The 21504-nt window shown below is 65.4% G+C and carries 22 protein-coding genes; 16 read left to right on the forward strand and 6 right to left on the reverse strand.

The features are described from left to right. Window positions 1–3 precede the first annotated feature (3 nt). Window positions 4–453 carry a thioredoxin gene (locus ACGLHR_RS01225; protein WP_400091491.1) on the reverse strand — a complete coding sequence of 150 codons (450 nt, stop codon included), beginning with the start codon at window positions 451–453 and terminating at the stop codon, window positions 4–6. A 156-nt stretch (window positions 454–609) separates the two neighbouring features. Here ACGLHR_RS01225 and ACGLHR_RS01230 point away from each other — a divergent pair, with 156 nt between their 5' ends. Then, window positions 610–1218 carry a hypothetical protein gene (locus tag ACGLHR_RS01230; RefSeq protein WP_400091416.1) on the forward strand — a complete coding sequence of 203 codons (609 nt, stop codon included), beginning with the start codon at window positions 610–612 and terminating at the stop codon, window positions 1216–1218. Window positions 1219–1279: 61 nt separating this feature from the next. Next, entirely contained in the window at window positions 1280–1930 is a 651-nt protein-coding gene (locus tag ACGLHR_RS01235; protein ID WP_267605327.1) for a LysE family transporter, read from the forward strand. Window positions 1931–2228: 298 nt separating this feature from the next. On the opposite strand, the gene ACGLHR_RS01240 is transcribed toward ACGLHR_RS01235, so the two are convergent. Beyond that, complete coding sequence (locus ACGLHR_RS01240) at window positions 2229–3773, reverse strand: YifB family Mg chelatase-like AAA ATPase (RefSeq protein ID WP_400091419.1); 1545 nt, start codon at window positions 3771–3773, stop codon at window positions 2229–2231. Window positions 3774–3911: 138 nt separating this feature from the next. Then, window positions 3912–4175 carry an accessory factor UbiK family protein gene (locus ACGLHR_RS01245; protein ID WP_043343307.1) on the reverse strand — a complete coding sequence of 88 codons (264 nt, stop codon included), beginning with the start codon at window positions 4173–4175 and terminating at the stop codon, window positions 3912–3914. Between the two features lie 377 nt (window positions 4176–4552). Here ACGLHR_RS01245 and ACGLHR_RS01250 point away from each other — a divergent pair, with 377 nt between their 5' ends. The 12 genes from ACGLHR_RS01250 to mnmH all read left to right on the forward strand — a co-directional run bounded on the left by ACGLHR_RS01250 (window position 4553) and on the right by mnmH (window position 16358). After that, entirely contained in the window at window positions 4553–5362 is an 810-nt protein-coding gene (locus ACGLHR_RS01250; protein ID WP_400091421.1) for a TorF family putative porin, read from the forward strand. Between the two features lie 65 nt (window positions 5363–5427). Beyond that, window positions 5428–5766 (forward strand): P-II family nitrogen regulator, encoded by a 339-nt coding sequence (locus ACGLHR_RS01255; protein WP_006159494.1) that lies wholly within the window; start codon window positions 5428–5430, stop codon window positions 5764–5766. Between the two features lie 31 nt (window positions 5767–5797). Beyond that, window positions 5798–7345: an ammonium transporter gene (locus ACGLHR_RS01260; protein ID WP_400091424.1), complete on the forward strand. Its 1548-nt coding sequence runs from the start codon at window positions 5798–5800 to the stop codon at window positions 7343–7345. Between the two features lie 496 nt (window positions 7346–7841). Beyond that, window positions 7842–9137, forward strand: coding sequence for a glutamate--cysteine ligase (gshA, locus tag ACGLHR_RS01265; RefSeq protein WP_400091425.1), 1296 nt, complete (start codon window positions 7842–7844; stop codon window positions 9135–9137). A 29-nt stretch (window positions 9138–9166) separates the two neighbouring features. Next, on the forward strand, window positions 9167–10120 hold the full coding sequence (gene gshB / locus ACGLHR_RS01270) for a glutathione synthase (RefSeq protein WP_267605358.1): 954 nt from the start codon (window positions 9167–9169) through the stop codon (window positions 10118–10120). Between the two features lie 52 nt (window positions 10121–10172). Then, window positions 10173–10628: a PTS sugar transporter subunit IIA gene (locus tag ACGLHR_RS01275; protein WP_318231618.1), complete on the forward strand. Its 456-nt coding sequence runs from the start codon at window positions 10173–10175 to the stop codon at window positions 10626–10628. Further along, entirely contained in the window at window positions 10597–10866 is a 270-nt protein-coding gene (locus ACGLHR_RS01280) for an HPr family phosphocarrier protein (RefSeq protein ID WP_035861002.1), read from the forward strand. Before ACGLHR_RS01275 ends, ACGLHR_RS01280 begins: the two co-directional genes overlap by 32 nt. Before the next feature lie 137 nt (window positions 10867–11003). Further along, window positions 11004–12779, forward strand: a complete 1776-nt coding sequence (gene ptsP, locus ACGLHR_RS01285; RefSeq protein ID WP_043343319.1) for a phosphoenolpyruvate--protein phosphotransferase — start codon at window positions 11004–11006, stop codon at window positions 12777–12779. A gap of 234 nt (window positions 12780–13013) precedes the next feature. Continuing rightward, window positions 13014–13310, forward strand: a complete 297-nt coding sequence (locus ACGLHR_RS01290; RefSeq protein WP_318231616.1) for a (2Fe-2S)-binding protein — start codon at window positions 13014–13016, stop codon at window positions 13308–13310. A 112-nt stretch (window positions 13311–13422) separates the two neighbouring features. After that, entirely contained in the window at window positions 13423–13902 is a 480-nt protein-coding gene (gene bfr / locus ACGLHR_RS01295; RefSeq protein ID WP_267605363.1) for a bacterioferritin, read from the forward strand. A 264-nt stretch (window positions 13903–14166) separates the two neighbouring features. Beyond that, window positions 14167–15234 carry a selenide, water dikinase SelD gene (gene selD / locus ACGLHR_RS01300; protein ID WP_400091428.1) on the forward strand — a complete coding sequence of 356 codons (1068 nt, stop codon included), beginning with the start codon at window positions 14167–14169 and terminating at the stop codon, window positions 15232–15234. Next, window positions 15234–16358, forward strand: a complete 1125-nt coding sequence (gene mnmH / locus ACGLHR_RS01305) for a tRNA 2-selenouridine(34) synthase MnmH (protein ID WP_400091430.1) — start codon at window positions 15234–15236, stop codon at window positions 16356–16358. The genes selD and mnmH overlap by 1 nt, the downstream gene beginning before the upstream one ends. 37 nt (window positions 16359–16395) lie before the next feature. Here the strand turns inward: mnmH and ACGLHR_RS01310 are convergent, their stop codons facing one another. The 3 genes from ACGLHR_RS01310 to gpmA form a co-directional block, all read right to left on the reverse strand. Then, the gene (locus ACGLHR_RS01310; RefSeq protein ID WP_400091431.1) at window positions 16396–17163 is read right to left on the reverse strand and encodes a HesA/MoeB/ThiF family protein; all 768 of its coding nucleotides are present in this window, start codon (window positions 17161–17163) and stop codon (window positions 16396–16398) included. A 50-nt stretch (window positions 17164–17213) separates the two neighbouring features. Next, entirely contained in the window at window positions 17214–18800 is a 1587-nt protein-coding gene (locus ACGLHR_RS01315; protein ID WP_267605369.1) for a S41 family peptidase, read from the reverse strand. 161 nt (window positions 18801–18961) lie between these two features. Continuing rightward, a complete protein-coding gene (gpmA, locus tag ACGLHR_RS01320) occupies window positions 18962–19708 on the reverse strand; it encodes a 2,3-diphosphoglycerate-dependent phosphoglycerate mutase (protein WP_267605370.1) in 747 nt (248 codons plus the stop codon). A 140-nt stretch (window positions 19709–19848) separates the two neighbouring features. Between gpmA and ACGLHR_RS01325 the strand changes: the two genes are divergently transcribed. After that, window positions 19849–20262, forward strand: a complete 414-nt coding sequence (locus tag ACGLHR_RS01325; RefSeq protein ID WP_006159481.1) for a rhodanese-like domain-containing protein — start codon at window positions 19849–19851, stop codon at window positions 20260–20262. A 105-nt stretch (window positions 20263–20367) separates the two neighbouring features. Further along, complete coding sequence (gene grxC / locus ACGLHR_RS01330; RefSeq protein ID WP_043343338.1) at window positions 20368–20625, forward strand: glutaredoxin 3; 258 nt, start codon at window positions 20368–20370, stop codon at window positions 20623–20625. Window positions 20626–21504 lie beyond the last annotated feature (879 nt).

Genomic DNA, 21504 nt, shown 5'->3' on the forward strand with positions numbered 1-21504 from the left:
GCCTCAATGCGGCCTGGTTGCCAGTGCCGAGCGGGCCTGGTCCAGCGCCTGCTCCAGGTAGGCGCCGTAGAAGTCGGGCTGCATGCCGCGCAGTGGCGTGGCCAGCGAACGGCCGCGCGCATCGAGGAAGAGCACCGTGGGTGCTACCGCCACATTGCGGCTGCGCGCCCATTCCCGCGCGGTGGTCATGCTGCCATCGGCGTTGCGCAGCGGCGTGTCGGCGGTCATGTCGAGCTCGCGCGCCTCGATTTCGCCCGCCGCGGCCTGCGGGCCGAGATAGTTGCGGCGCACCGTTTCGCAGTACACGCAGCCGGGCAGCGTTACCAGCACCACCAGGGGCTCGCCCCGGCTGGCCGCGGCGGCGGCCTGGGTGGCCAGATCGTTGGCCGGGGGCAGATGGGCCGTGGCGGCCAGGGCGCCGGTGCTCGCCGCTACCAGGACGGCCCCCAGCATTGCCACGCCGGCATGGCATGCGGTGCGAAAGACACCCCAACGGGATGGCTGCATGGACCGGATCGACGGCTGGGTTTGCATTGGCGGGCAATGTGGATGAGCGCTGGCACGCGGGTTCCACGATAATAGCGGCTTATTTCCGCATTCGCCGCCCTGATGCCCCACGCCTGTTTCCCACGGTATTTCCGCTTGTCGCAGTCCTCGCTTGCCAAAGCCATCGTCCTGGGCGCGCTCGGCGCCGGGCTGTTCGCGTGTTCGCCCCGCTATGACTGGCGCACCATCCAGTCCAATGAAGGTGCGTACGCGGCGCTCTATCCCGGCAAGCCGTCCGGCGCCGCGCGCGAGGTTTCCATCGCCGGGCGCAAGCTGCCCATGACGATGGACGCGGCCCGGGTCGACGAGACCTTGTTCGCCGTGGGTGTCGTGACCTTGCCAGCCGACGATGCCGAGTTGCGGCAGGCGGCGCTGGATGCCATGCAGAAGGGCTTGCTCGGCAACCTCGGGCCGCACCCCGCCGATGCCGTCAAGACCCGCAAGGTGACAGTGATGTCGGCCGCATCGCCGGCCGTGGCGCTAGACGGCCTGGAGGTGCAGGTGGCCGCGGTATCGCCACAGGACCAGGCGCCACGCAGGCTGACGGCGCGGCTGGTGGCGTCGGGCGTGCATGTCTACCAGGCGGTCGTGCTGGAGGCGGGAGACGCCGCGCGCGACCAGCGCCAGGCGGAACAGATCGACCAGTTCCTGACGGGTTTCCACCCGTTTTGAGCCGAGCGCGTCGAGATTCAAGACAGATTTCAAGACAGTTTTATTTCCAGGGAGTAACGCAATGCGTTGGGATGTTTGGCTGGCCTATTTCGCGGCCTGTTGGGTGATTGCCGTGTCGCCGGGATCTGGCGCGGTGCTGTCGATGAGCCATGGCCTGTCCTACGGCCTGCGCAAGACCACCACCACGATCTTTGGCTTGCAGACCGGGCTGGTCATCATCCTGCTAGTGGCCGGCGGCGGCCTGGGCGCACTGCTGGTGGCCTCCGAGCACGCCTTCGCCGTGGTCAAGACGATCGGCGCGCTCTACCTGATCTACATCGGCGTGCAGCAATGGCGCGCGCGGGTGGACGGCGGCCAGGACGATGCCGCGCAGGGCACGCAAGCGCCTCGCGTGGCCGCGCTGAGCCCGCGCCGGCGTTTTGCCACGGGCTTGCTGACCAACGTGACCAACCCCAAGGGCATCATCTTCATGGTGGCGGTGTTGCCGCAGTTCATCGATCCCGCCCATGCGCTCGGGCCCCAGCTTGCCATCCTGGCCGCGACCATGTGCGGCGTGGACCTGGTGGTGATGCACGGCTACGCGCTGCTGGCCTCGCGCATGCGCGGCCTGTTGCGCAATGCGCGCGCGGTGCGCTGGCAGAACCGGATCTTCGGCAGCGTGCTGGTGGCCGTTGGCGCGGCGCTGTTCTTCGTCAGGCGCCATCCGGCGTGAGATGCGAGGGCCGGCATCCACGCCGGCCCGGTCCAGCTATAAAACGGTTTGCCCATCTATCGCTGGCTTCCCGCGGGTGCGTTTGCTTCAATGAGTAAGACGAGGGCAACCTAAGCGGAGGCAAGCAATGCGAAGCTCTTCCCCACAGCAGGCTCCATTGCATGCGCTGCCGGCCCACACCGTGCCGCCGCCCGAGGATCCGTTGCCTCCGGGCGTGCCGCCTGACCTCCCGCCGATCGAAGAACCCCCGCCCCCATCGGAACCCCCGGTGGCCGTGCCGCCGCCCCGGGGTTGATGGCTAGGGTGTGCGCAACGCGCGCCGGTACTGGATAGCTTCGGCTACATGGCTGGGCTGCAACAGCTCGGTCCCCTCCAGATCGGCAATCGTGCGGGCGATCTTCAGCGCCCGGAAATACGCGCGTGCCGACCACGCCAGTTTGGTCATGGCGCTGCGCAGCAGCGCCTGTGCCTCTGGCGTGAGCGGGCAGTGCTCGTCGATTTCGCGCCCGGCGAGGGCCGCGTTGGGCTTGCCCTGGCGCGACTGCTGCAGGGCGCGGGCGGCAAGCACGCGCTGGCGCACCTCGGCGCTGGACTCGCCGGGCGGGCCGTCGAGCATTTCCTGCTGGTCTTGCGCCGGCACCTCCACTTGCAGGTCGATGCGGTCGAGCAGGGGCCCGGACAGCCTGGACTGGTAGCGCAGCACCTGGTCCGGCGTGCACCGGCACGGGCGCGACGGGTGTCCCAGGTAGCCGCACGGGCAGGGATTCATGGCGGCGACAAACTGGAAGCGGGCGGGGAAGTCGGCCTGGCGCGTGGCGCGCGAGATGGTGACGCGGCCGGATTCGAGCGGTTCGCGCAGGACTTCCAGCACCCGGCGGTCGAATTCCGGTAGTTCATCCAGGAACAACACGCCCTGGTGCGCCAGCGAGATTTCGCCGGGGCGAGGATTGCTCCCGCCGCCCACCAGCGCCGCCGCCGACGCGGTGTGGTGTGGCGACCGGTAGGGACGCTCGCGCCATCGGGCGGGATGAAAGCCGTTGGTGGTCAGGCTCTGCACCGCGGCGGATTCCAGCGCTTCGTCCAGCGTCATGGGCGGCAGCAGGCCGGGAAAACGCTGCGCCAGCATGGACTTGCCGGTGCCGGGCGGCCCGACCAGCAGGGCCGAATGTTGCCCTGCCGCCGCGATCTCCATGGCGCGGCGCGCTTGCGCCTGTCCCCGGACGTCACACATGTCCGGGCCGGCCGGGTCGCCCCCGGCGATCTCCACGAGCGGCTCCGCACGCGCCAGCCGATCCTCCGGCAGCGGGCCAAGGTGAGCACAGACTTCCAGCAGGGAGCGCGCCGCATATACCGTCACGCCGTCGATCAGGGCTGCCTCGGGCGCGTTTTCCGCTGCCACCACGAAGCTGCGCGGCGGGCCTTCGCCAGCGGCTTGCCGCGCCGCGTTGTCACGCCCCAGGCCCATGGCCATGGCCAGGGCCCCGCGTACCGGACGCAGTTCGCCGGACAGGGACAACTCGCCGGCGAACTCGCTGGCGCCCAGGCCGTCCATCGGGACCTGCCCGCTCGCGGCGAGGATGCCCAGCGCGATCGGCAGGTCAAAGCGCCCGGACTCCTTGGGCAGGTCGGCAGGCGCCAGGTTTACCGTGATCCGCCGGCTGGGAAACTCCAGGCCGCTGTTGAGGATCGCCGCGCGCACCCGCTCGCGGCTCTCGCGCACCTCGGTATCTGCCAGGCCGACGATGTTGAAGACGGGCAAGCCGTTGGCCAGGTGCACCTCGACCGATACCAGTGGCGCCTCGAGGCCGGTCAGCGCCCGGCTGCGCAGGAGGGCGAGGCTCATTTCACTCCGAAATGCATCAAGGAAGTGTTAACGAAAATGGCCGCCGGAGTACGGCGGCCATTCTGGCGGTCGGGGGGTGCGTCGAGGATCATCGGATCCACAGGACCCCTCTGACACGCACGGGACGCTGCAAGGGCTTCAGCCCGAAACAGGCGTGTCGGACCCGCCTGCGGAGCGGCTTTCCAGCGCCTGCACGCGGGCTTCCAGTTCTTCCAGGCGCGCGCGGGTGCGTGCCAGCACCTGCGATTGGACGTCGAATTCCTCGCGGGTGACCAGGTCGAGCTTGGAAAACCCCTGCGTCATCATGCTGCGGACGTTTTTCTCGATGTCCTTGGCCGGCGAATTGCGCAGGGCTTCGCTGATCTTGGCCTGGAAATCGTTGAAGAGATCGGTGGGTTTCATACTGGTTCTCCTTTTGCACCGCCTTGGTGCGATAACTGGGTGGGCGGGATTCGGCATGCTGCATCGCGGTGCACCGAAACGGGGTGCGGACAAACGCGGTGCGTGCACGGCACTTGCCGCCGGCATGGTCCGATTATCACGCTTCAAGCGTCCCCGGGAAAGCGCCAGCGCGGGCTGGTAACACCTTTTAACGTCAGTAAGTTCGCTGGGAGACCGTCGGTCTCGTCCATTTTGATGCCTTTTTGCGCACAAAATGACGCTCTCATGCCTCGACTCCAACCTGGCACGGCAGTTGCAGTAATGGTGACAGGAGCCTCGTTCTACAAACTACTTTCAAACACACGAGTACCGAGCCAGAGGAAAAGGAGAATAAACCCATGAAGAAGTTGGCCCTTGCAGTCAGCGCCAGTGCAGTTGTGCTTTGCGGGCTCGCCCCCGCCGCCTTCGCCCAGAGCAGTGCGCAGGAGGGAGGTGCACCTACCGACGCCGCTGCCGCCGCCGAGGCCTCGCCGCACACCTTCACCGCCAACGTGACCGTGGCCAGTGAGTATCGCTATCGCGGCTTGATGCAGACCAATCGCCGCCCGGCCATCCAGGGCGGGTTCGACTACTCGCATTCGAGCGGTTTCTACGTGGGTAACTGGAATTCGAGCATCAGCTGGCTCGGCGACAGCAATCCGAAAGTCTCGGCGCCGATCGAGATGGACTTCTACGGTGGCTTCAAGAACACGGTGACGCTGGCTGGCCTGGAGTGGAACTATGACGCAGGCGTGCTGCAGTACTACTACCCGGGCGATTACCCGAACGGCTTCACGCGCCCGTACACCACGGAGCTGTATGTCGGCGCCGGCGCTGGCCCGGTGTTCTTCAAATATTCGCAGGCGCTGACCAACCTGTTCGGCTTCGCTGACAGCAAGTACAGCTACTACGCCGACCTGTCGGCCAATGTGCCGCTGAACTTCTGGGACCTGACGCTCAATGCCCACGTCGGCTACCAGAACGTGAAGCACGTGAACAGCGCCTCGTACACGGACTGGAAGCTCGGGCTGACCAAGGACCTGGGCAAAGGCTTCGCGCTGGCGATTGCTTATATCGACACCAATGCGCACAAGTCGGTCTACACCAACTCGTATGGCCGCTACGTGGGCAAGGCTACCGCCTGGGCTTCAATCACAAAGACTTTCTAAACACGCATCAGGTCGAGCGGGCGCCGGACGCGAGGCCGGGCCGTCCCGCTCAGAGGAGAAATCGGATGAAACTGATCATCGCCGTCATCAAGCCGTTCAAGCTCGACGAGGTGCGCGAAGCGCTCTCGGACGTGGGCGTGTCCGGCATCACCGTGACTGAAGTCAAGGGCTTCGGCCGCCAGAAGGGCCACACCGAGCTGTACCGGGGCGCAGAATACATCGTGGATTTCCTGCCCAAGGTGAAGATCGAAGTGGCCGTCCCGGACGACGTGGTCGACCGGGCCATCGAGGCGATCGAGAAATCGGCGCGAACCGGCAAGATTGGCGACGGCAAGATCTTTGTCGCCCCCATCGAGCAGGTCATCCGCATCCGCACCGGCGAGACCGGCGGCGACGCGCTGTGACGCACAGCCCAACGACAAGAGGTTAATCACAATGAAATCCTGGTTCAAGCGCATCCTGACAACCGGCGCCATGGCGCTGGCCCTGGGCACGGCCGGCATCGGCATGTCCACCCACGCTGTGGCGCAGGACAAGCCCGCAGCCGAAGCCTCGGCACCGGCCGCCGCCGCGGCACCGGCCCCGGCTGCCGCCGCTCCCGCGGCAGCGGCGCCTGCCGCTGCTGCTCCTGCCGCCGCTGCAGCTGCAGCTCCCGCTGCCGCGCCCGCACCCGTGCCCAACAAGGGCGATACCGCCTGGCTGCTGGTCTCCACGGCCTTCGTGATCCTGATGACGCTGCCCGGCCTGGCACTGTTCTACGGCGGCCTGGTCCGCTCGAAGAACATGTTGTCGGTGCTGATGCAATGCCTGGTGATCTTCTCGCTGGTGTCGCTGCTGTGGGCCGTCTACGGCTACAGCTTTGCCTTCACCGAGGGTAACGCCTTCTTTGGCGGCACCGACCGGCTCTTCATGAAGGGGCTCAACGCCGATGCCGTGGCTGCCACCTTCTCCAAGGGCGTGGTGGTACCGGAACTGGCTTACTTCGCCTTCCAGTGCGCCTTCGCAGCCATTACCTGCGGCCTGATCATCGGCGCTTTCGCCGAACGTGCCAAGTTCTCGGCGGTGCTGGTCTTCGTGGTGCTGTGGTTCACCTTCTCGTACATCCCGATGGCCCATATGGTCTGGTTCTGGCCTGGTCCTGACCTGTACACCGACGCGGCAGCCGGCACGGCAGCCACGGCCAAGGGCGGCTGGCTGTTCCAGAAGGGCGCGCTCGACTTCGCTGGCGGCACGGTGGTGCACATCAACGCAGCCGTGGCTGGCCTGGTGGGGGCCTTCATGTTCGGCAAGCGGATCGGCTTTGGCCGTGAGGCCCTGCGTCCGCACAGCCTGACCTTCACCATGGTCGGCGCCTCGCTGCTGTGGTTCGGCTGGTTCGGTTTCAACGCCGGCTCGGCGCTGGAAGCCAACGGCTCGGCCGCGCTGGCCTTCGTCAACACCCTGCTGGCAACCTGCGCCGCGGTGCTGTCCTGGACCTTCGGCGAGTGGATCAGCAAGGGCAAGCCCTCGATGCTGGGCGGTGCTTCGGGGGCGGTTGCCGGCCTGGTGGCCATCACCCCGGCGGCCGGTTTCGTCGGCCCGATGGGCTCGATCGTGATCGGCATCGCTGCTGGCCTGCTGTGCCTGTGGGGCGTGACCGGCCTGAAGAAGCTGCTGGGCATGGACGACTCCCTGGACGTCTTCGGCGTGCACGGCGTGGGCGGCATCCTGGGTGCGCTCCTGACCGGCGTGTTTGCCGCGCCGAGCCTGGGCGGCACGGGGATCTACGACTACGTGGCCAACAAGGTCTCGGACGACTATTCGATCATGGGCCAGTTGTGGATCCAGTTCCAAGGCGTGCTCACCACCATCGTGTGGTCGGGTGTGGTGGCCTTCGTGGCCTTCAAGCTGGTGGATATGCTGATCGGCCTGCGGGTGCCGGAAGAAGAAGAACGCGAGGGTCTGGACATCACCTCGCACGGCGAGACCGCATACGAAGCCTGATCGTAAAGGTGTTGTGCTGGAGAGCTGATTGGGAATCTTCTCTCAGGAGTTTCGCCCGGCCTTGTGCCGGGCTTTTTTCATGTGTGGCGTCCGCCGCGGGCGGTCGGGCCAGGCGGAAAGCGGAGCCGGCGGTTTTTTCGCAAAGTGCTTAAATCCGATCTTAAAAAGCTTCAATTGTTTTTGAGGGGGAGCGCACATACAGTGCCACTGAGGCAGTTTCCTCCACCTGCAGAACGCTCCCCGTATCTGTCAGGCCATTTGAAAGCGCGGCTCCGGTCGTGCTTTTTTTTTGCCTCCCGGCCCTGCTGGCAGGCCGCCCGGAAGTGCTTCGGATTCCTCCTGGGCCCCCCCCTTTTATTCCGGGCGCCCATCCCCATATCCGTATCCCTTATCCCTTATGCCGGCGCTCGCATATGCTTATTCAGGCAGCGCCAGCAGCCAATTGGCCGTTCCTCTACAATCTGGGCGAACGATAAAGACGATCAATAGGATGTTTATGGTCCCGCATCTCATCACCGCGCTGAACGGTCCGCTGCTCGAGCTGGAAAAAAAGATCCTGGATGCGACGCCGTCCATCGAGCGCTGGTTCAGGCTGGAATGGCAGGAACATACGCCTCCGTTCTACTGTTCGGTCGACCTGCGCAACGCCGGCTTCAAGCTGGCCCCGGTCGATACCAACCTGTTCCCTGGCGGGTTCAACAACCTGGCGCCTGAAATGCTGCCGCTGGCCGTCCAGGCGGCCATGGCGGCGATCGAGAAGATCTGCCCCGACGCCAAGAACCTGCTGCTGATCCCCGAGCGTCACACGCGCAACATGTTCTACCTGCAGAACGTGGCGCGGCTGTCGCTGATCATGCGCCAGGCCGGCCTCAACGTCCGCCTGGGCTCGCTGTCCGAAGACATCACCGAACCCACGCCGATCGAGCTGCCTGATGGGCAGACGCTGGTGGTGGAACCGCTGGCCCGCCTGGGCGCGCGCGGCCGCCGCCTGGGGCTCAAGGACTTCGATCCCTGCTCGATCCTGCTCAACAACGATCTCTCCGCCGGCGTTCCCCCGATCCTGGAGAACATCAGCGAGCAATACCTGCTGCCGCCGCTGCACGCGGGCTGGTCGACGCGCCGCAAGTCGAGCCACTTCTCGGCCTACGACGAAGTGGCCAAGAAGTTCGCCAAGCTGATCGACGTCGATCCGTGGATGGTCAACCCGTACTTCGCCAAGTGCGGTGGCATCGATTTCCATGAGCGCATTGGCGAGGAGGCGCTGGCCGACTCGGTCGAAGGCGTGCTCAAGAAGATCGCCAAGAAGTACCGCGAATACGGCATCAAGGAAACGCCGTATGTGGTGGTCAAGGCCGATGCCGGCACCTACGGCATGGGCATCATGACCATCAAGGATGCGTCCGAGATCAAGGGGCTGAACCGCAAGGAACGCAACAAGATGAGCGTCGTCAAGGAAGGCCTCGAGGTCAATGACGTCATCATCCAGGAAGGCGTGCACACCTTCGAGAAGGTCAACGAGGCGGTGGCCGAGCCCGTGGTGTACATGATCGACCGCTATGTGGTCGGCGGCTTCTACCGCGTCCATACCGGCCGCGGCAACGACGAGAACCTGAATGCGCCGGGCGCGCATTTCGTGCCGCTGGCGTTCGCGCCCAACGGCATTCCGGATAGCCACGCCAAGCCGGGCGCGGCCGTGCCGAACCGCTTCTATATGTATGGTGTGGTGGCGCGGCTGGCTTTGCTGGCGGCGTCGCTGGAACTCGAGAAGACCGACCCCAATCCGATTCTCTGAGACAAACGCTGCGACCGGGACGAGCCAACATGCGCATTCTGTTTATTACCGACCCGCTGGACACCTTCAAGACCTACAAGGACTCGACCTACGCCATGATGGTGGAGGCGGTGGAACGCGGCCATGAGCTGTTTGCCTGCCTGCAGTCGCAACTGTCGCTCTCGGCCCATCAGGTCGAAGCCGTGGTGCGTGCGCTGCAGCTGACCGGCGACGCCCACGACTGGTACCGCGCGGGCGAGCCCAGCCTGCAGCCGCTGACCGGCTTCGATGCGATCGTGATGCGCAAGGATCCGCCCTTCGACATGGAGTACGTGACCAGCACCTGGCTGCTGGAGCTGGCTGAGTCGCAGGGCGCCAATGTGTTCAACAAGCCACAGGCGATCCGCGACCATTCCGAAAAGCTGGCGATTGCCCGCTATCCCGAATACATCACGCCGACCCTGGTCACCCGTGACGCGGATCGTATTCGCGCGTTCCACGCGGAGCATCGTGATGTGATACTCAAGCCGCTCGATGGCATGGGCGGGATGGGGATCTTCCGGGTTGGCGCGGACGGCCTGAATCTTGGCGCCATCATCGAGACGCTGGGGGAAAACGGCGCGCGCACGCTGATGGTGCAGCGTTATATTCCCGAGATCAAGGACGGCGACAAGCGCATCCTGCTGATCGGCGGCGTGCCAGTGCCGTACTCGCTGGCGCGCATTCCCAAGGACGGCGAAGTGCGCGGCAACCTGGCGGCGGGCGGCACCGGCCGGGCCCAGGAGCTCTCGGCGCGCGATCGCGAGATCGCCGAGGCGCTGGCCCCGGGCCTGTGGGAACAAGGCCTGCTGCTGGTTGGGCTGGACGTGATCGGCAATTACCTGACCGAGGTCAATGTGACGAGCCCGACGTGCTTCCAGGAGATCACGCAGCAGACCGGGTTCCAGGTGGCCGCCATGTTCATCGACGCGCTCGAGCACGCGGTACAGGCGCGTTCGCGCTGAATCACGGGCGGACTGCCTGCTACAATCGCGTCAATCCAACGGATTCACCACCATGGCAGGCATCCTGATCATCGCGCACGCCCCGCTGGCTTCGGCATTGCGCGAGTGCGCCGCCCACGTCTACTGCGGCCAGCCCCAACGGCTCGAGGCGATCGACGTCATGCCGGATGCCGAGCCCGCCGCCGTGCTGGCCGAGGCCCGGCGCCGCCTGGCCGAGGTTAGCGAAGACAACGGCGCACTGGTGTTGACCGATATCTTCGGCGCCACGCCGGCCAACATTGCCGCCCGCCTCGCCGAGCCGGGCCGCGTCAAGGTGCTTGCCGGCGTCAACCTTCCCATGCTGGTGCGCGCCATCTGCTACCGTGCCGAGAAACTCGACCAGCTCGCCCTCAAGGCGCTGGCGGGGGGCTCGCAGGGTGTGCTGCAGGTAGGCTCCACCACCGTCCAGAACCAGATCGCAAATCATCCCGACAAATATGCTGCAGAGGGACACCAACATAATCAATAAGCTTGGGCTGCATGCCCGTGCTTCCGCCAAGCTGACGCAACTGGCGGGCAACTTCGTCAGTCAGGTCAAGATGTCGCGCAATGGTCGGCAGGTCGACGCCAAAAGCATCATGGGTGTGATGATGCTGGCCGCCGGCATCGGCTCGACCGTGACCATCGAAACCGACGGACCCGATGAGCAAGAGGCCATGGACGCGTTGCTGGCGCTCATCGCCAATCGCTTCGGAGAAGGGGAGTAGGAGGCCGATTCGGGATGAAGGGCGGCGGCACTGAACGCCGCGGCGGGCCTGGCCGGGGCCGCTTCGCCGCATCCTGAGCCGTTTCCAAGGTGGCTGGCCCTGGCCAGACTTTTTAAACGTTCCTGACGGAGCGGTACATGCCATTTGCCCTGCACGGCATCCCGGTCTCGCGCGGCGTCGCCATCGGGCGCGCGCATTTGCTGGCGCCTGCCGCGCTCGATGTCTCCCATTACCTGGTCGACGAAGACCGGCTTGATGCCGAGGTCGAGCGCCTGCGCTCGGCGCGCGCGGCGGTGCGGGCCGAGCTGGTCACGCTCAAGCGGGATCTGCCGCGCGAGGCGCCGGAAGAACTGGGCGCCTTCCTCGACGTGCATGCCATGATCCTCGATGACGAGGCGCTGGCGCGCGAGCCCGAGGCACTGATCCGCAACCGGCGCTACAACGCCGAATGGGCGCTGACCACGCGGCTCGAAGAGCTGATGCGCCAGTTCGACGAAATCGAGGACGAATACCTGCGCGAGCGCAAGGCGGACATCCGCCAGGTGGTCGAGCGCATTCTCAAGGTGCTGGCCGGCGCGGCCGTGCTGGCCCCGGCCCCTGTGCCGCCTTCCTCGCTGGCCCCGGATGGCGAGCCGGCGCCCGGCGTGATCGTGGTTGCCCACGACATCTCGCCGGCCGACATGCTGCAGTTCCGCCACACCGTGTTCCACGGCTTCGTGACCGACCTTGGCGGACGCACTTCCCATACCGCCATCGTGGCGCGCAGCCTCGACATCCCCGCCGCCGTGGGCGTGCAGAGCGCCAGCGAGCTGATCCGCCAGGACGACTGGGTCATCATCGACGGCGATGCCGGCCTTGTCATCGTGGATCCATCCGCGATCATCCTCGAGGAGTACCGCCACCGGCAGAGCGAGCGCGCGCTGGAAAAGAAGCGCCTGCAGCGCCTGCGCCATACGCCTGCGGTGACCCTGGACGGGCTCGAGATCGACCTGCTGGCCAATATCGAGATGGCGGAGGATGCCACCGCAGCGCTGACCGCGGGCGCGGTTGGCGTGGGCCTGTTCCGCTCCGAATTCCTGTTCATGAACCGGCGCGGCGAGCTGCCCGACGAGGAAGAGCAATTCGAGGCGTACCGCGGCGCCGTGGACGCCATGCACGGGCTGCCCGTCACGATCCGCACCATCGATATCGGCGCCGACAAGCCACTGGATGGCCGAGACGGCCGGGATGGGCGCGGCGACGATTTCGAGACGGCCCTCAATCCGGCGTTGGGCTTGCGCGCGATCCGCTGGTCGCTGTCCGAGCCGGCCATGTTCCTGACCCAGTTGCGCGCGCTGCTGCGTGCCTCGGCCTTTGGCCCCGTGCGGCTGCTGATCCCGATGCTGGCCCATGCCCGCGAGATCGACCAGACCCTGGACCTGATCGCGCAGGCCAAGCGCCAGCTCGACGCGCGCGGCCAGGCGTTCGACCCCAACATCAAGGTCGGGGCGATGATCGAGATCCCCGCCGCCGTGCTGATGCTGCCGCTGTTCCTGCGGCGCATGGATTTCCTCTCCATCGGCACCAACGACCTGATCCAGTACACGCTGGCCATCGATCGTGCCGACAACGCCGTGGCGCATCTCTACGACCCGCTGCACCCGGCGGTGCTGCAACTGATCGCCCGCACCATCCGCGAGGCCAACCGCGCGGGCGTGCCGGTGGCGGTGTGCGGCGAGATGGCCGGGGACCCCGCCATGACGCGCCTGCTGCTGGGCATGGGGCTGCGCGAGTTCTCGATGCATCCCTCGCAGTTGCTGCGGGTCAAGCAGGAAGTCCTGCATGCCGACTGCGAGCGACTGGAGCGGCTGGTGGAGCAGGTGCTGAGCGCTTACGAGCCGGAGGAGCTCGCCTGCGCGCTGAAGCTGCTCTGACAACCCTGGCTGCATTAAGGTTTTTACGAAAATCCAACGCCGTGCAGATGGTTTATGAGGCACTTTTCCGCCAGTTGTGACGTTCCCTTTATCTGCAATTCCCGGGCTAAGTGCCGTGTTCTTGGCATGTACCTTTTGTGATTTAATGGGAATTGTTATCATTTTCGATCTCTGATATTCTGACGTACATCGCGGGTGACATGCTGGTGTCGCCCCTCTCCCAAGGAGGGATTTGTGTACGTTTGCATCTGCAATCAGGTTACCGACCGAGAAATTCACGGTGCTGCGCATCTAGGGGTGTCCACGCTCGACGAGCTGGCCGAAACGCTGGGTGTTGGCACGTGCTGTGGCCGCTGCCGCGAATGCGCCCAACAGGTGCTTTGCGAAGGCGTCGCGGCGGTACGCAATGTGACGGTCGCGACGATCCGCATTGCAGACATTTCCTCCTGTTCGCCGTCGGGGCCACGTGCCATAATGGACACTCGGGACCCGGCAGTCGCGAACGACCAGCGCACCGAGCTGGTTGCTTAAACTCGCCCGCAACTATCAGGTTGCGGCGCGTATTCGCTTGTGTTGACTGCCTGCGGCGCGCCTTGCGCCGCTTCGCGTTTTTGCGGGGGCCCGTTGCAACAAGGAGCCTCCAATGAAAGGTGACAAGAAGGTCATCCAGCATCTGAACGCGCAGCTGAAGAACGAGCTGACCGCGATCAACCAGTACTTCCTGCACGCTCGCATGTACCGCCACTGGGGCCTGAAGAAGCTCGGCGACATCGAGTACAAGGAGTCCATCGGTGAGATGAAGCATGCCGACCGCCTGATCGATCGCATCCTGATGCTTGATGGCCTGCCCAATCTGCAGGACCTCAACAAGCTGCTGCTGGGCGAAGACACCCCGGAAATGCTCAAGTGCGACCTGAAGCTGGAGCAAGGCGCGCATGCCACCGTCAAGGAAGGCATCACGTACTGCGAATCGGTGGGCGACTACGTTAGCCGCGAGATCCTGGTCGACATCCTGACCGATACCGAAGAGCACATCGAATTCCTCGAAACGCAGCTCGACCTGATCGACAAGGTTGGCCTGCCGAACTATCTGCAATCGCAGATGGAGCCGGGCGAGCAGTAATCCGCCCAGCAGCCGGCCGCAAGTTCGCAAGAACCCAGTGGCCGCACCCGCGCGGCACCACTCGGTGCTGCCGGCTCTGCCCGCATCCGGGCGGTAACCCCTATCATTCAGATTCCCATTCTTTCCCCCGCCTCACCGTCTTGCCAGGGCCGCTGTTCGCGCCAGCTTGCGCGCGATCCGCCTATGCTGCGGTAAAGGGCGCCGAATCGGCATCGCACGACACCACACCACACCACACCACACCAAATGACAGGAGTCAGCATCATGGAAGACCCGATCCGCCTGACGCAGTACAGCCATGGTGCCGGCTGCGGGTGCAAGATTTCGCCGCAGGTGCTCGACGTGATCCTTGCCGGCAGCGGCAACCAACACCTGGACCCGCGCCTGTGGGTGGGCAATGCCTCGCGCGACGATGCGGCGGTCTATGCGCTGGATGGGCTGGAGCAGGGCCGTGGCGTGGTATCCACCACCGATTTCTTCATGCCGATCGTCGATGATCCGTTCGACTTCGGACGCATCGCTGCCACCAACGCCATCAGCGACGTCTATGCCATGGGCGGCGATCCGCTGCTGGCCATCGCCATCCTCGGCTGGCCGGTGAAGCTGCTGCCGCCCGAGGTGGCGCGCGAGGTGGTGGCCGGTGGGCGCCGTGCCTGCGAGGACGCGGGCATTCCGCTGGCCGGCGGGCATTCCATCGATGCCCCGGAGCCTATCTTCGGGCTCGCGGTGACTGGCGTGGTCGACCGCGCGCACCTGAAACGCAACGACACCGCGACCGCCGGCTGCCGTCTCTACCTGACCAAGCCGCTGGGCATCGGCGTGCTGACCACCGCCGAGAAGCAGGGCAAGCTGCGCGCCGAGGATGTCAACCTGGCGCGCGACTGGATGTGCGTGCTCAATCGTCCCGGCAGCCGCTTCGGCAAGCTGGCCGGCGTGCGGGCCATGACGGATGTGACCGGCTTTGGCCTGCTCGGGCACCTTGTCGAGATGGCCGACGGCAGCCGCCTCACAGCGCGTCTTGACTATGCCGCCGTGCCGCTGCTGCCGGAAGTGCTGCGCTACGTCGAGGCCGGTTGCGTGCCGGGCGGCACCCAGCGCAACTTCGAAAGCTACGGCGCACGGATTGGCGCCGGCATCGACAATCAGGGCGGCGCGTTGAGCGAGGTGCAGCGCGCCTTGCTGTGCGATCCGCAGACCAGCGGCGGCTTGCTGGTGGCGGTCGAGCCTCCTGGCGAGGCCGATTTCCATGCGGCTTGCGCGGAGTTTGGCCTGGTGCTGGCGCCGGTTGGCGAATTCGTCGCGCAGGGCCGGTATGCCGTCGAGGTGATCTGATGCGCGAGGATACGGCGGATTTCCGGCAGCTCTTTCTTTCCGGCGCGCCGCTGCTCGATGCGCGCGCGCCGGTGGAGTTCGCGCGTGGCGCGTTTCCGGGCGCGGTCAACCTGCCGCTGATGGACGATGCCGAGCGGCATCAGGTGGGCTTGCGCTACGAGGAGCAAGGGCCGCAGGCCGCGATCGCGCTAGGCCACCAGCTTGTGACCGGCGAAATCCGCGCGGCGCGAACCGCGGGCTGGGCGGCCTTTGCGCGGGCGCATCCCGACGGCTACCTGTACTGCTTCCGCGGCGGCATGCGCTCGCAGATCGTGCAGCAGTGGTTGCGCGAGGACGCCGGCATCGCTTATCCGCGCGTCACGGGCGGCTACAAGGCGATGCGCAGCTTCCTGATCGAGACCCTCGATGCCGCCGCCGCCGAATGCAGCCTGCTGGTGCTGGGCGGCATGACCGGGAGTGGCAAGACCGAGCTGATCACTGACCTGGTCACGGGCCCGAACGGCTGCCAGGACGCCGCCATCGACCTGGAGGGCCAGGCCCGCCATCGCGGGTCCAGCTTTGGCCGGCGCGCGGTGGCGCAGCCTACGCAGATCGATTTCGAGAATGTCCTGGCGATTGCGCTGCTGCGCCATCGCGCGGCCGGGTTGCCGGCGCTGGTAGTCGAGGACGAGGGGCGCTTCATCGGCGCGCGCAACCTGCCTCCGGCCTTCTACCAGGCAATTCAGGTGGCGCCGCTGGTCTGGCTGGAGGAATCCTTCGAGGCGCGCATGCATCGCGTGCTGGAGGACTACGTGCTTGGCCTGTCGGCGGAGTTCATGGCGGCGCTGGGTGAGCAGGCTGGTTTCGCTGCCTACGCGGCGCGCCTGCGCGATGCCATGGCGGCCATTGCCAAGCGGCTCGGCGGCACGCGCTACGAGCGGCTCTCGGACTTGCTGGACCAAGCGCTGGCGCGCCAGGAGGAAACGGGCGATGCCGACCTGCATCTGGGCTGGATCGCCTTGCTCCTGCAGCAATACTACGACCCGATGTATGCCTACCAGCGCGAACAGCGCGAGGCCAGGATCGTGTTCCGCGGCGAGCGCGCCGCGGTGCTGGCTTTCCTGCGCGAGCGAACTCGCGCTTGAATGCGCGCGGGTCGCTTAGCGGGAGCTTCGGGGGAGCTTAGGGGGCGGCTTGCGCGTGCGCGCCAGCGCAGACTTCGCAATCGGCCACGCGCGCGAGGCGCATCGTGGTCCATTCCATGCCAAGCGCATCGACCATCAGCAGGCGGCCGGCCAGGGTGGTGCCAACGCCCATCAGCAGCTTGAGGGCCTCGGCCGCCTGCACCGTGCCCACCATCCCCACCAGCGGCGCAAACACGCCCATGGTGGCGCAAGCCACCTCCTGCGCCGGCTGCGAGGGCGGGAACAGGCAGGCATAGCAGGGGGCGCCCGGCTGGCGGTGGTCGAACACGCTGATCTGCCCATCGAAGCGCAGGGCCGCGCCGGACACCAGCGGCACGCTGTGCTGCACGCAGGCGCGGTTGACGGCCTGGCGCGTGTCGAAGTTGTCGCTGCAATCGAGCACCACGCCGGCATCGGCCACCAGGCGTGCCAGTTCGGCGGCGCCCACGCGTGCCCGCACCAGGCGCACGTCGATGCCCGGGTTGATGCGCAGCATGCCCTCGCGCGCCGATTCCACCTTGGGGCGTCCGACATTGGCGGTAGTGTGGATCACCTGGCGCTGCAGGTTGGTCAGGTCGACCACGTCGTCGTCGACCACGGTGATGGTGCCCACGCCGGCCGAGGCCAGGTAGGGCAGGGCGGCAGCGCCCAGGCCGCCCGCGCCGATCACCAGCGCGTGGCTGGCAAGCAGCCGGCTCTGGCCCTCGATGCCGAGTTCGTCGAGCAGGATATGCCGCGAATAGCGCAGCAGTTGATCGTCGTTCATGGCTTGCAATGCAAAAGCGGCCCCGCGGGGCCGCTGTATTCATCAGGATTTCAGGGAGCCTTGCCGGTCGGCGTGCCCAGCGGTGTTCCGAGCGGGGCGCTCGCAGGTGGCGCGCCGGCCGGTGCCTTGGTGGCCGGCTTGGCCGGGGTAGCCGCCTTGGCCGCCGGCTTGGCCGGCTTGTCCGACGTGGCCACGGCTTCGAGCTTGGACTTGGAGCGCTTGACCGGCTGGCCTTCGAGCTGGGCGATGGCTTGCTGCAGCATGAAGTCCTCGGCCGTGCCGAACTCGATCGGCTTCTTCTTGCGTTCCTTGTCGCGCTCTTCCGGCGTCTTCTTGGCGTTTTCTTCCTCGAGTCGGCGCAGTTCCTCGACGCGGCGCTGTTCGCGCTCGTTCATCTCGGGCTCTTCCGATTCCTGCTTGTTGTGCAGGTGGCGCTCGGTGTCGATCTCGCGGGTGATCAGCGCGTCGTCAGGATCGCCTTCCGGGTTCTGGTCGACCGGGATGTCCGGGCGGATGCCCTTGGCCTGGATCGACTTGCCAGTCGGCGTGTAGTAGTACGCGATGGTCAGCTTGATGCCGGTGTCGTTGGTGAGCGGGCGTACGGTCTGCACCGAGCCCTTGCCGAACGTGGTCTTGCCCATGATCAGCGCGCGCTTGTGGTCTTGCAGCGCGCCGGCAACGATTTCGGAGGCCGACGCCGAGTAGGCGTTGGTCAGCACCACCATCGGGATCTTCTTGTACAGCGCGGGCAGGCCCTTGAGCGGATCGTCCTCGAGCGAGGACAGCCGGTAATTGTTGAACGTGGTCTTGTAGACGCGCTTGGCATCCGGCACCTGGCCGTTGGTCGAGACCACGGTCACGTCGTCGGGCAGGAAGGCTGCCGCCACGCCGACGGCGCCTTGCAGCACGCCGCCGCCGTTGTTGCGCAGGTCCAGGATCACGCCCTTCAGGTTGGGGTTCTTCTGGGCCAGTTCGTCCAGCTTCTTGCCCAGGTCGGCCACCGTGCGTTCCTGGAAGCTGGTCAGGCGGACCCAGGCGAGGCGGTCATTGTCGATCAGCTTGGCCTTGACCGACTGCACGCGGATCTCCGCGCGCGTGATCGACACCGGGAAGGTGCGTTCGTCGCTCTTGCGATAGATGGTCAGCGTGACCTTGGTGCCCGGCTCGCCGCGCATGCGCTTGACCGCCTGCTCCAGCGGCAGGCCGCGCACGGGCTTGTCGTCGATGCGGGTGATCAGGTCGCCGGGCTGGATGCCGGCACGGAAGGCGGGGGTGTCTTCGATCGGGTTGATCACCTTGACCAGCCCTTCTTCCTGCGAGATTTCGATCCCCAGGCCGGCAAAGCGTCCGCGCGTGCCTTCCTGAAGTTCCTTGAAGTCCTTCTCGTCCAGGTAGGCCGAATGCGGATCCAGGCTGGCGACCATGCCCTTGATGGCTTCGGTCAGCAGCTTCTTGTCATCCACCGGCTCGACATATTCCCGCTTGATCTGGCCGAAGATGTCGGCCATCAAGCGCAACTGCTCCAGCGGCAGCGGCCCCGGCGAATTCTGCGCGGTGGCCGATAGTTGCAGCGTGGCGAGCACGCCGGCAACGAGTCCGGCAGTAACAAGACTGATGTTCTTGAGCGTCTTACGCATGAGGGCTGCCTGAACGTGTGAGGATTGTGCTGTGTCGGAGCCGGCCTGGCGCATCGCACCGACCGGATTTGTCCGACAGTATAAGAGGGAGCAGCAAAAAAGGCCTGGTCCACTGCATGAGGCGGCCGGGCGAGCCTTGGGGCGCTCGTCCGGCCCGGGCCTCAGGTTGCCTTGCCTTGGTTCGCCACGGCGGCCAGGGAGGCTGCGATCGCTTCCTGGTCGCCCAGGTAGTAATGACGCAGCGGGCGCAGGTCGGCGTCCAGCTCGTAGACGAGCGGGGTGCCATTGGGGATGTTGATGCCAACGATGTCGTCATCCGAGATCTGGTCCAGGTATTTCACCAGCGCGCGGATGCTGTTGCCATGGGCAGCGATTACCACGCGCTTTCCCGCTTTGATGTCGGGTGCGATGGATTCGTTCCATAGCGGCAGCACGCGCTCGACCGTGTCCTTCAGGCATTCGGTCAGCGGAATCTGCTCGCGCGGCACTTGAGCGTAGCGCGGATCGTCGTATGCCGCACGTGGATCGTCCGCTTCGAGCACCGGCGGCGGGGTGTCGTAGCTGCGGCGCCATACCAGCACCTGCTCGTTGCCGAACTTGGCGGCGGTCTCGGCCTTGTTCAGGCCAGACAGCGCGCCATAGTGGCGTTCGTTCAGGCGCCATTCGTTGCGGACCGGAATCCACATCAGGTCCATTTCGTCCTGCACGTGCCACAGCGTGCGGATGGCACGCTTCAACACCGAGGTGTACGCTACATCGAAGGCAAGCCCTGCTTCGCGCAGCAGCTTGCCGCCCAGCTTGGCCTGGGCCACGCCGGTGTCGGTGAGGTCGACGTCGACCCAGCCGGTGAAGCGGTTTTCGAGATTCCACGTGGATTCGCCGTGGCGGATGAGAACGAGTTTGTACATGCTGCTTCCAAAGCGTGAGAAACCTGTGTGCGCCCTGCCACATACCGCCGCACATGTGTCAACTAGGAGACAATAGCGGGTCGCGGGCGCCAAACCGTCTATTTTATAATGCCGCCGACTCAACCCACCGGAATGCCAACGTGAATTTCTTCGCCGACTACAACAACCTTGCCTTGATCGCCCTCGCCGTCGTGTCGGGCGGCCTGCTGGCGTGGCCCGCCATCTCGCGCGGAACCTCCGGCAAGACCGTCAACCCGGCCGCCGCGACCCAGCTGATCAACAAGCGCAATGCCGTGGTCGTGGATATCCGGGAAGCCACCGAATACGCCAAGGGCCACCTGCCGCAAGCCAAGAGTGCGCCACTTGCCGACCTGGCAAGCCGTGCCGCCAGCCTTGCAAAGGACAAGTCCGTCCCCATCATCGTCGTGTGCCAGACCGGCCAGCGCTCGGGCAAGGGTCAAGCAGCCCTGAAGGAAGCCGGTTACAGTGAGATCTATTCGCTCGAAGGCGGCCTGGCCGCCTGGCAGCAAGCCGGCCTCCCCGTAGTCAAGTAAGCGGCGGACCCAAGCGGCTCCGGGAGCATGTCCTCCGGAGCCGCGGCTGTCCCGGCTTGCGAGCACCGACCAACCTCCGGATTCCCGTTTTTCAAGGAGATGCGCATGGCCCGCGTTGTTATGTACAGCACGGTAGTTTGTCCGTATTGCCAGATGGCCGAGCGCCTTCTGAAGGCCAAGGGCGTGGAGGCGATCGAGAAGATCCTGATCGACCGCGAGCCCGGCAAGCGCGAGGAAATGATGAGCCGCACCGGTCGCCGCACCGTGCCGCAGATCTACATCGACGAGACCCACGTGGGTGGCTTCGACGACCTCTCGGCGCTCGATCGCCAGGGTGGCCTGGTGCCGCTGCTGGCAGCCTGACGCGCCGCCGGTCTCGCCGCGGGTGAATTCGCCACCCGCGTCATGTACCATATACGTTTTCGTGCGACACGCACTCTCGTGTCCGGGTAGCCCCAACGTAAGGGGCATCGACCTTGTTGGGACAAGGTGAGGGTCTCGACCTAAGCCGTCCAATCCCAACCATTACTTGCTTAGACGAACCTGGCCGAACAGCTTAGGGGAGTCCATTGGCCTAATGTCGAATTGGCGAAAGCTGATTTGACAAGCGGCACTTGCTTTTGCTGGATTACCTCCAGCCATCGCCCAAAGGCGGGGACGCTCGCCTTTGGGCGAGTTCTCTGTAAACAGTCTTTCGTAAGGGAGGCTGTGTGGTTTCGAGAGATTGTTGCGAGACCACAGCATGGCATTTAAACCGGCCCAGATGGGTTGGCGCTACGCTCTTTGGGGCAGGATACGTTGACTCTCTGGAGTCTGCGCCTGTCGAGTTGATTCCGCAGTATGGAGTCACGATGTCGTAAGGATTGTGGGAGGTCCCGGAGCGAAAGCTCTACACGTTATGGTTCGGTCGTGCACGGTCGTGAGACTGCCCCGATGGAGAACCTGCTATACGACTAGACAGTAGCCTAGGGAGACATGCGTCACTGGTAACGGTGGGGTGTGAAGCTTTCCTGACAATGTAGCCCCCGCAAGGGTACGAATCTGCCGCGAGGCGGGTTGGTAGAGGCTCCGAGCAGCAACGGGGTCGAGGAGCTAGGCTGGCTGGTATGGGCAACACTAAGTGAACTGCTGATAAACGCCGTGAATATGACGGTGCCAAAGCTGCTGACAGGCACTAACCAAAAGGTATGTGGTCGGATATTCCGCTGGAAACTCGGAATACGTCGTCATCGGACCACCGGC

This window comes from Cupriavidus sp. CuC1 (assembly GCF_044627735.1).
GTDB classification, from domain to species: Bacteria; Pseudomonadota; Gammaproteobacteria; order Burkholderiales; family Burkholderiaceae; genus Cupriavidus; species Cupriavidus ulmosensis.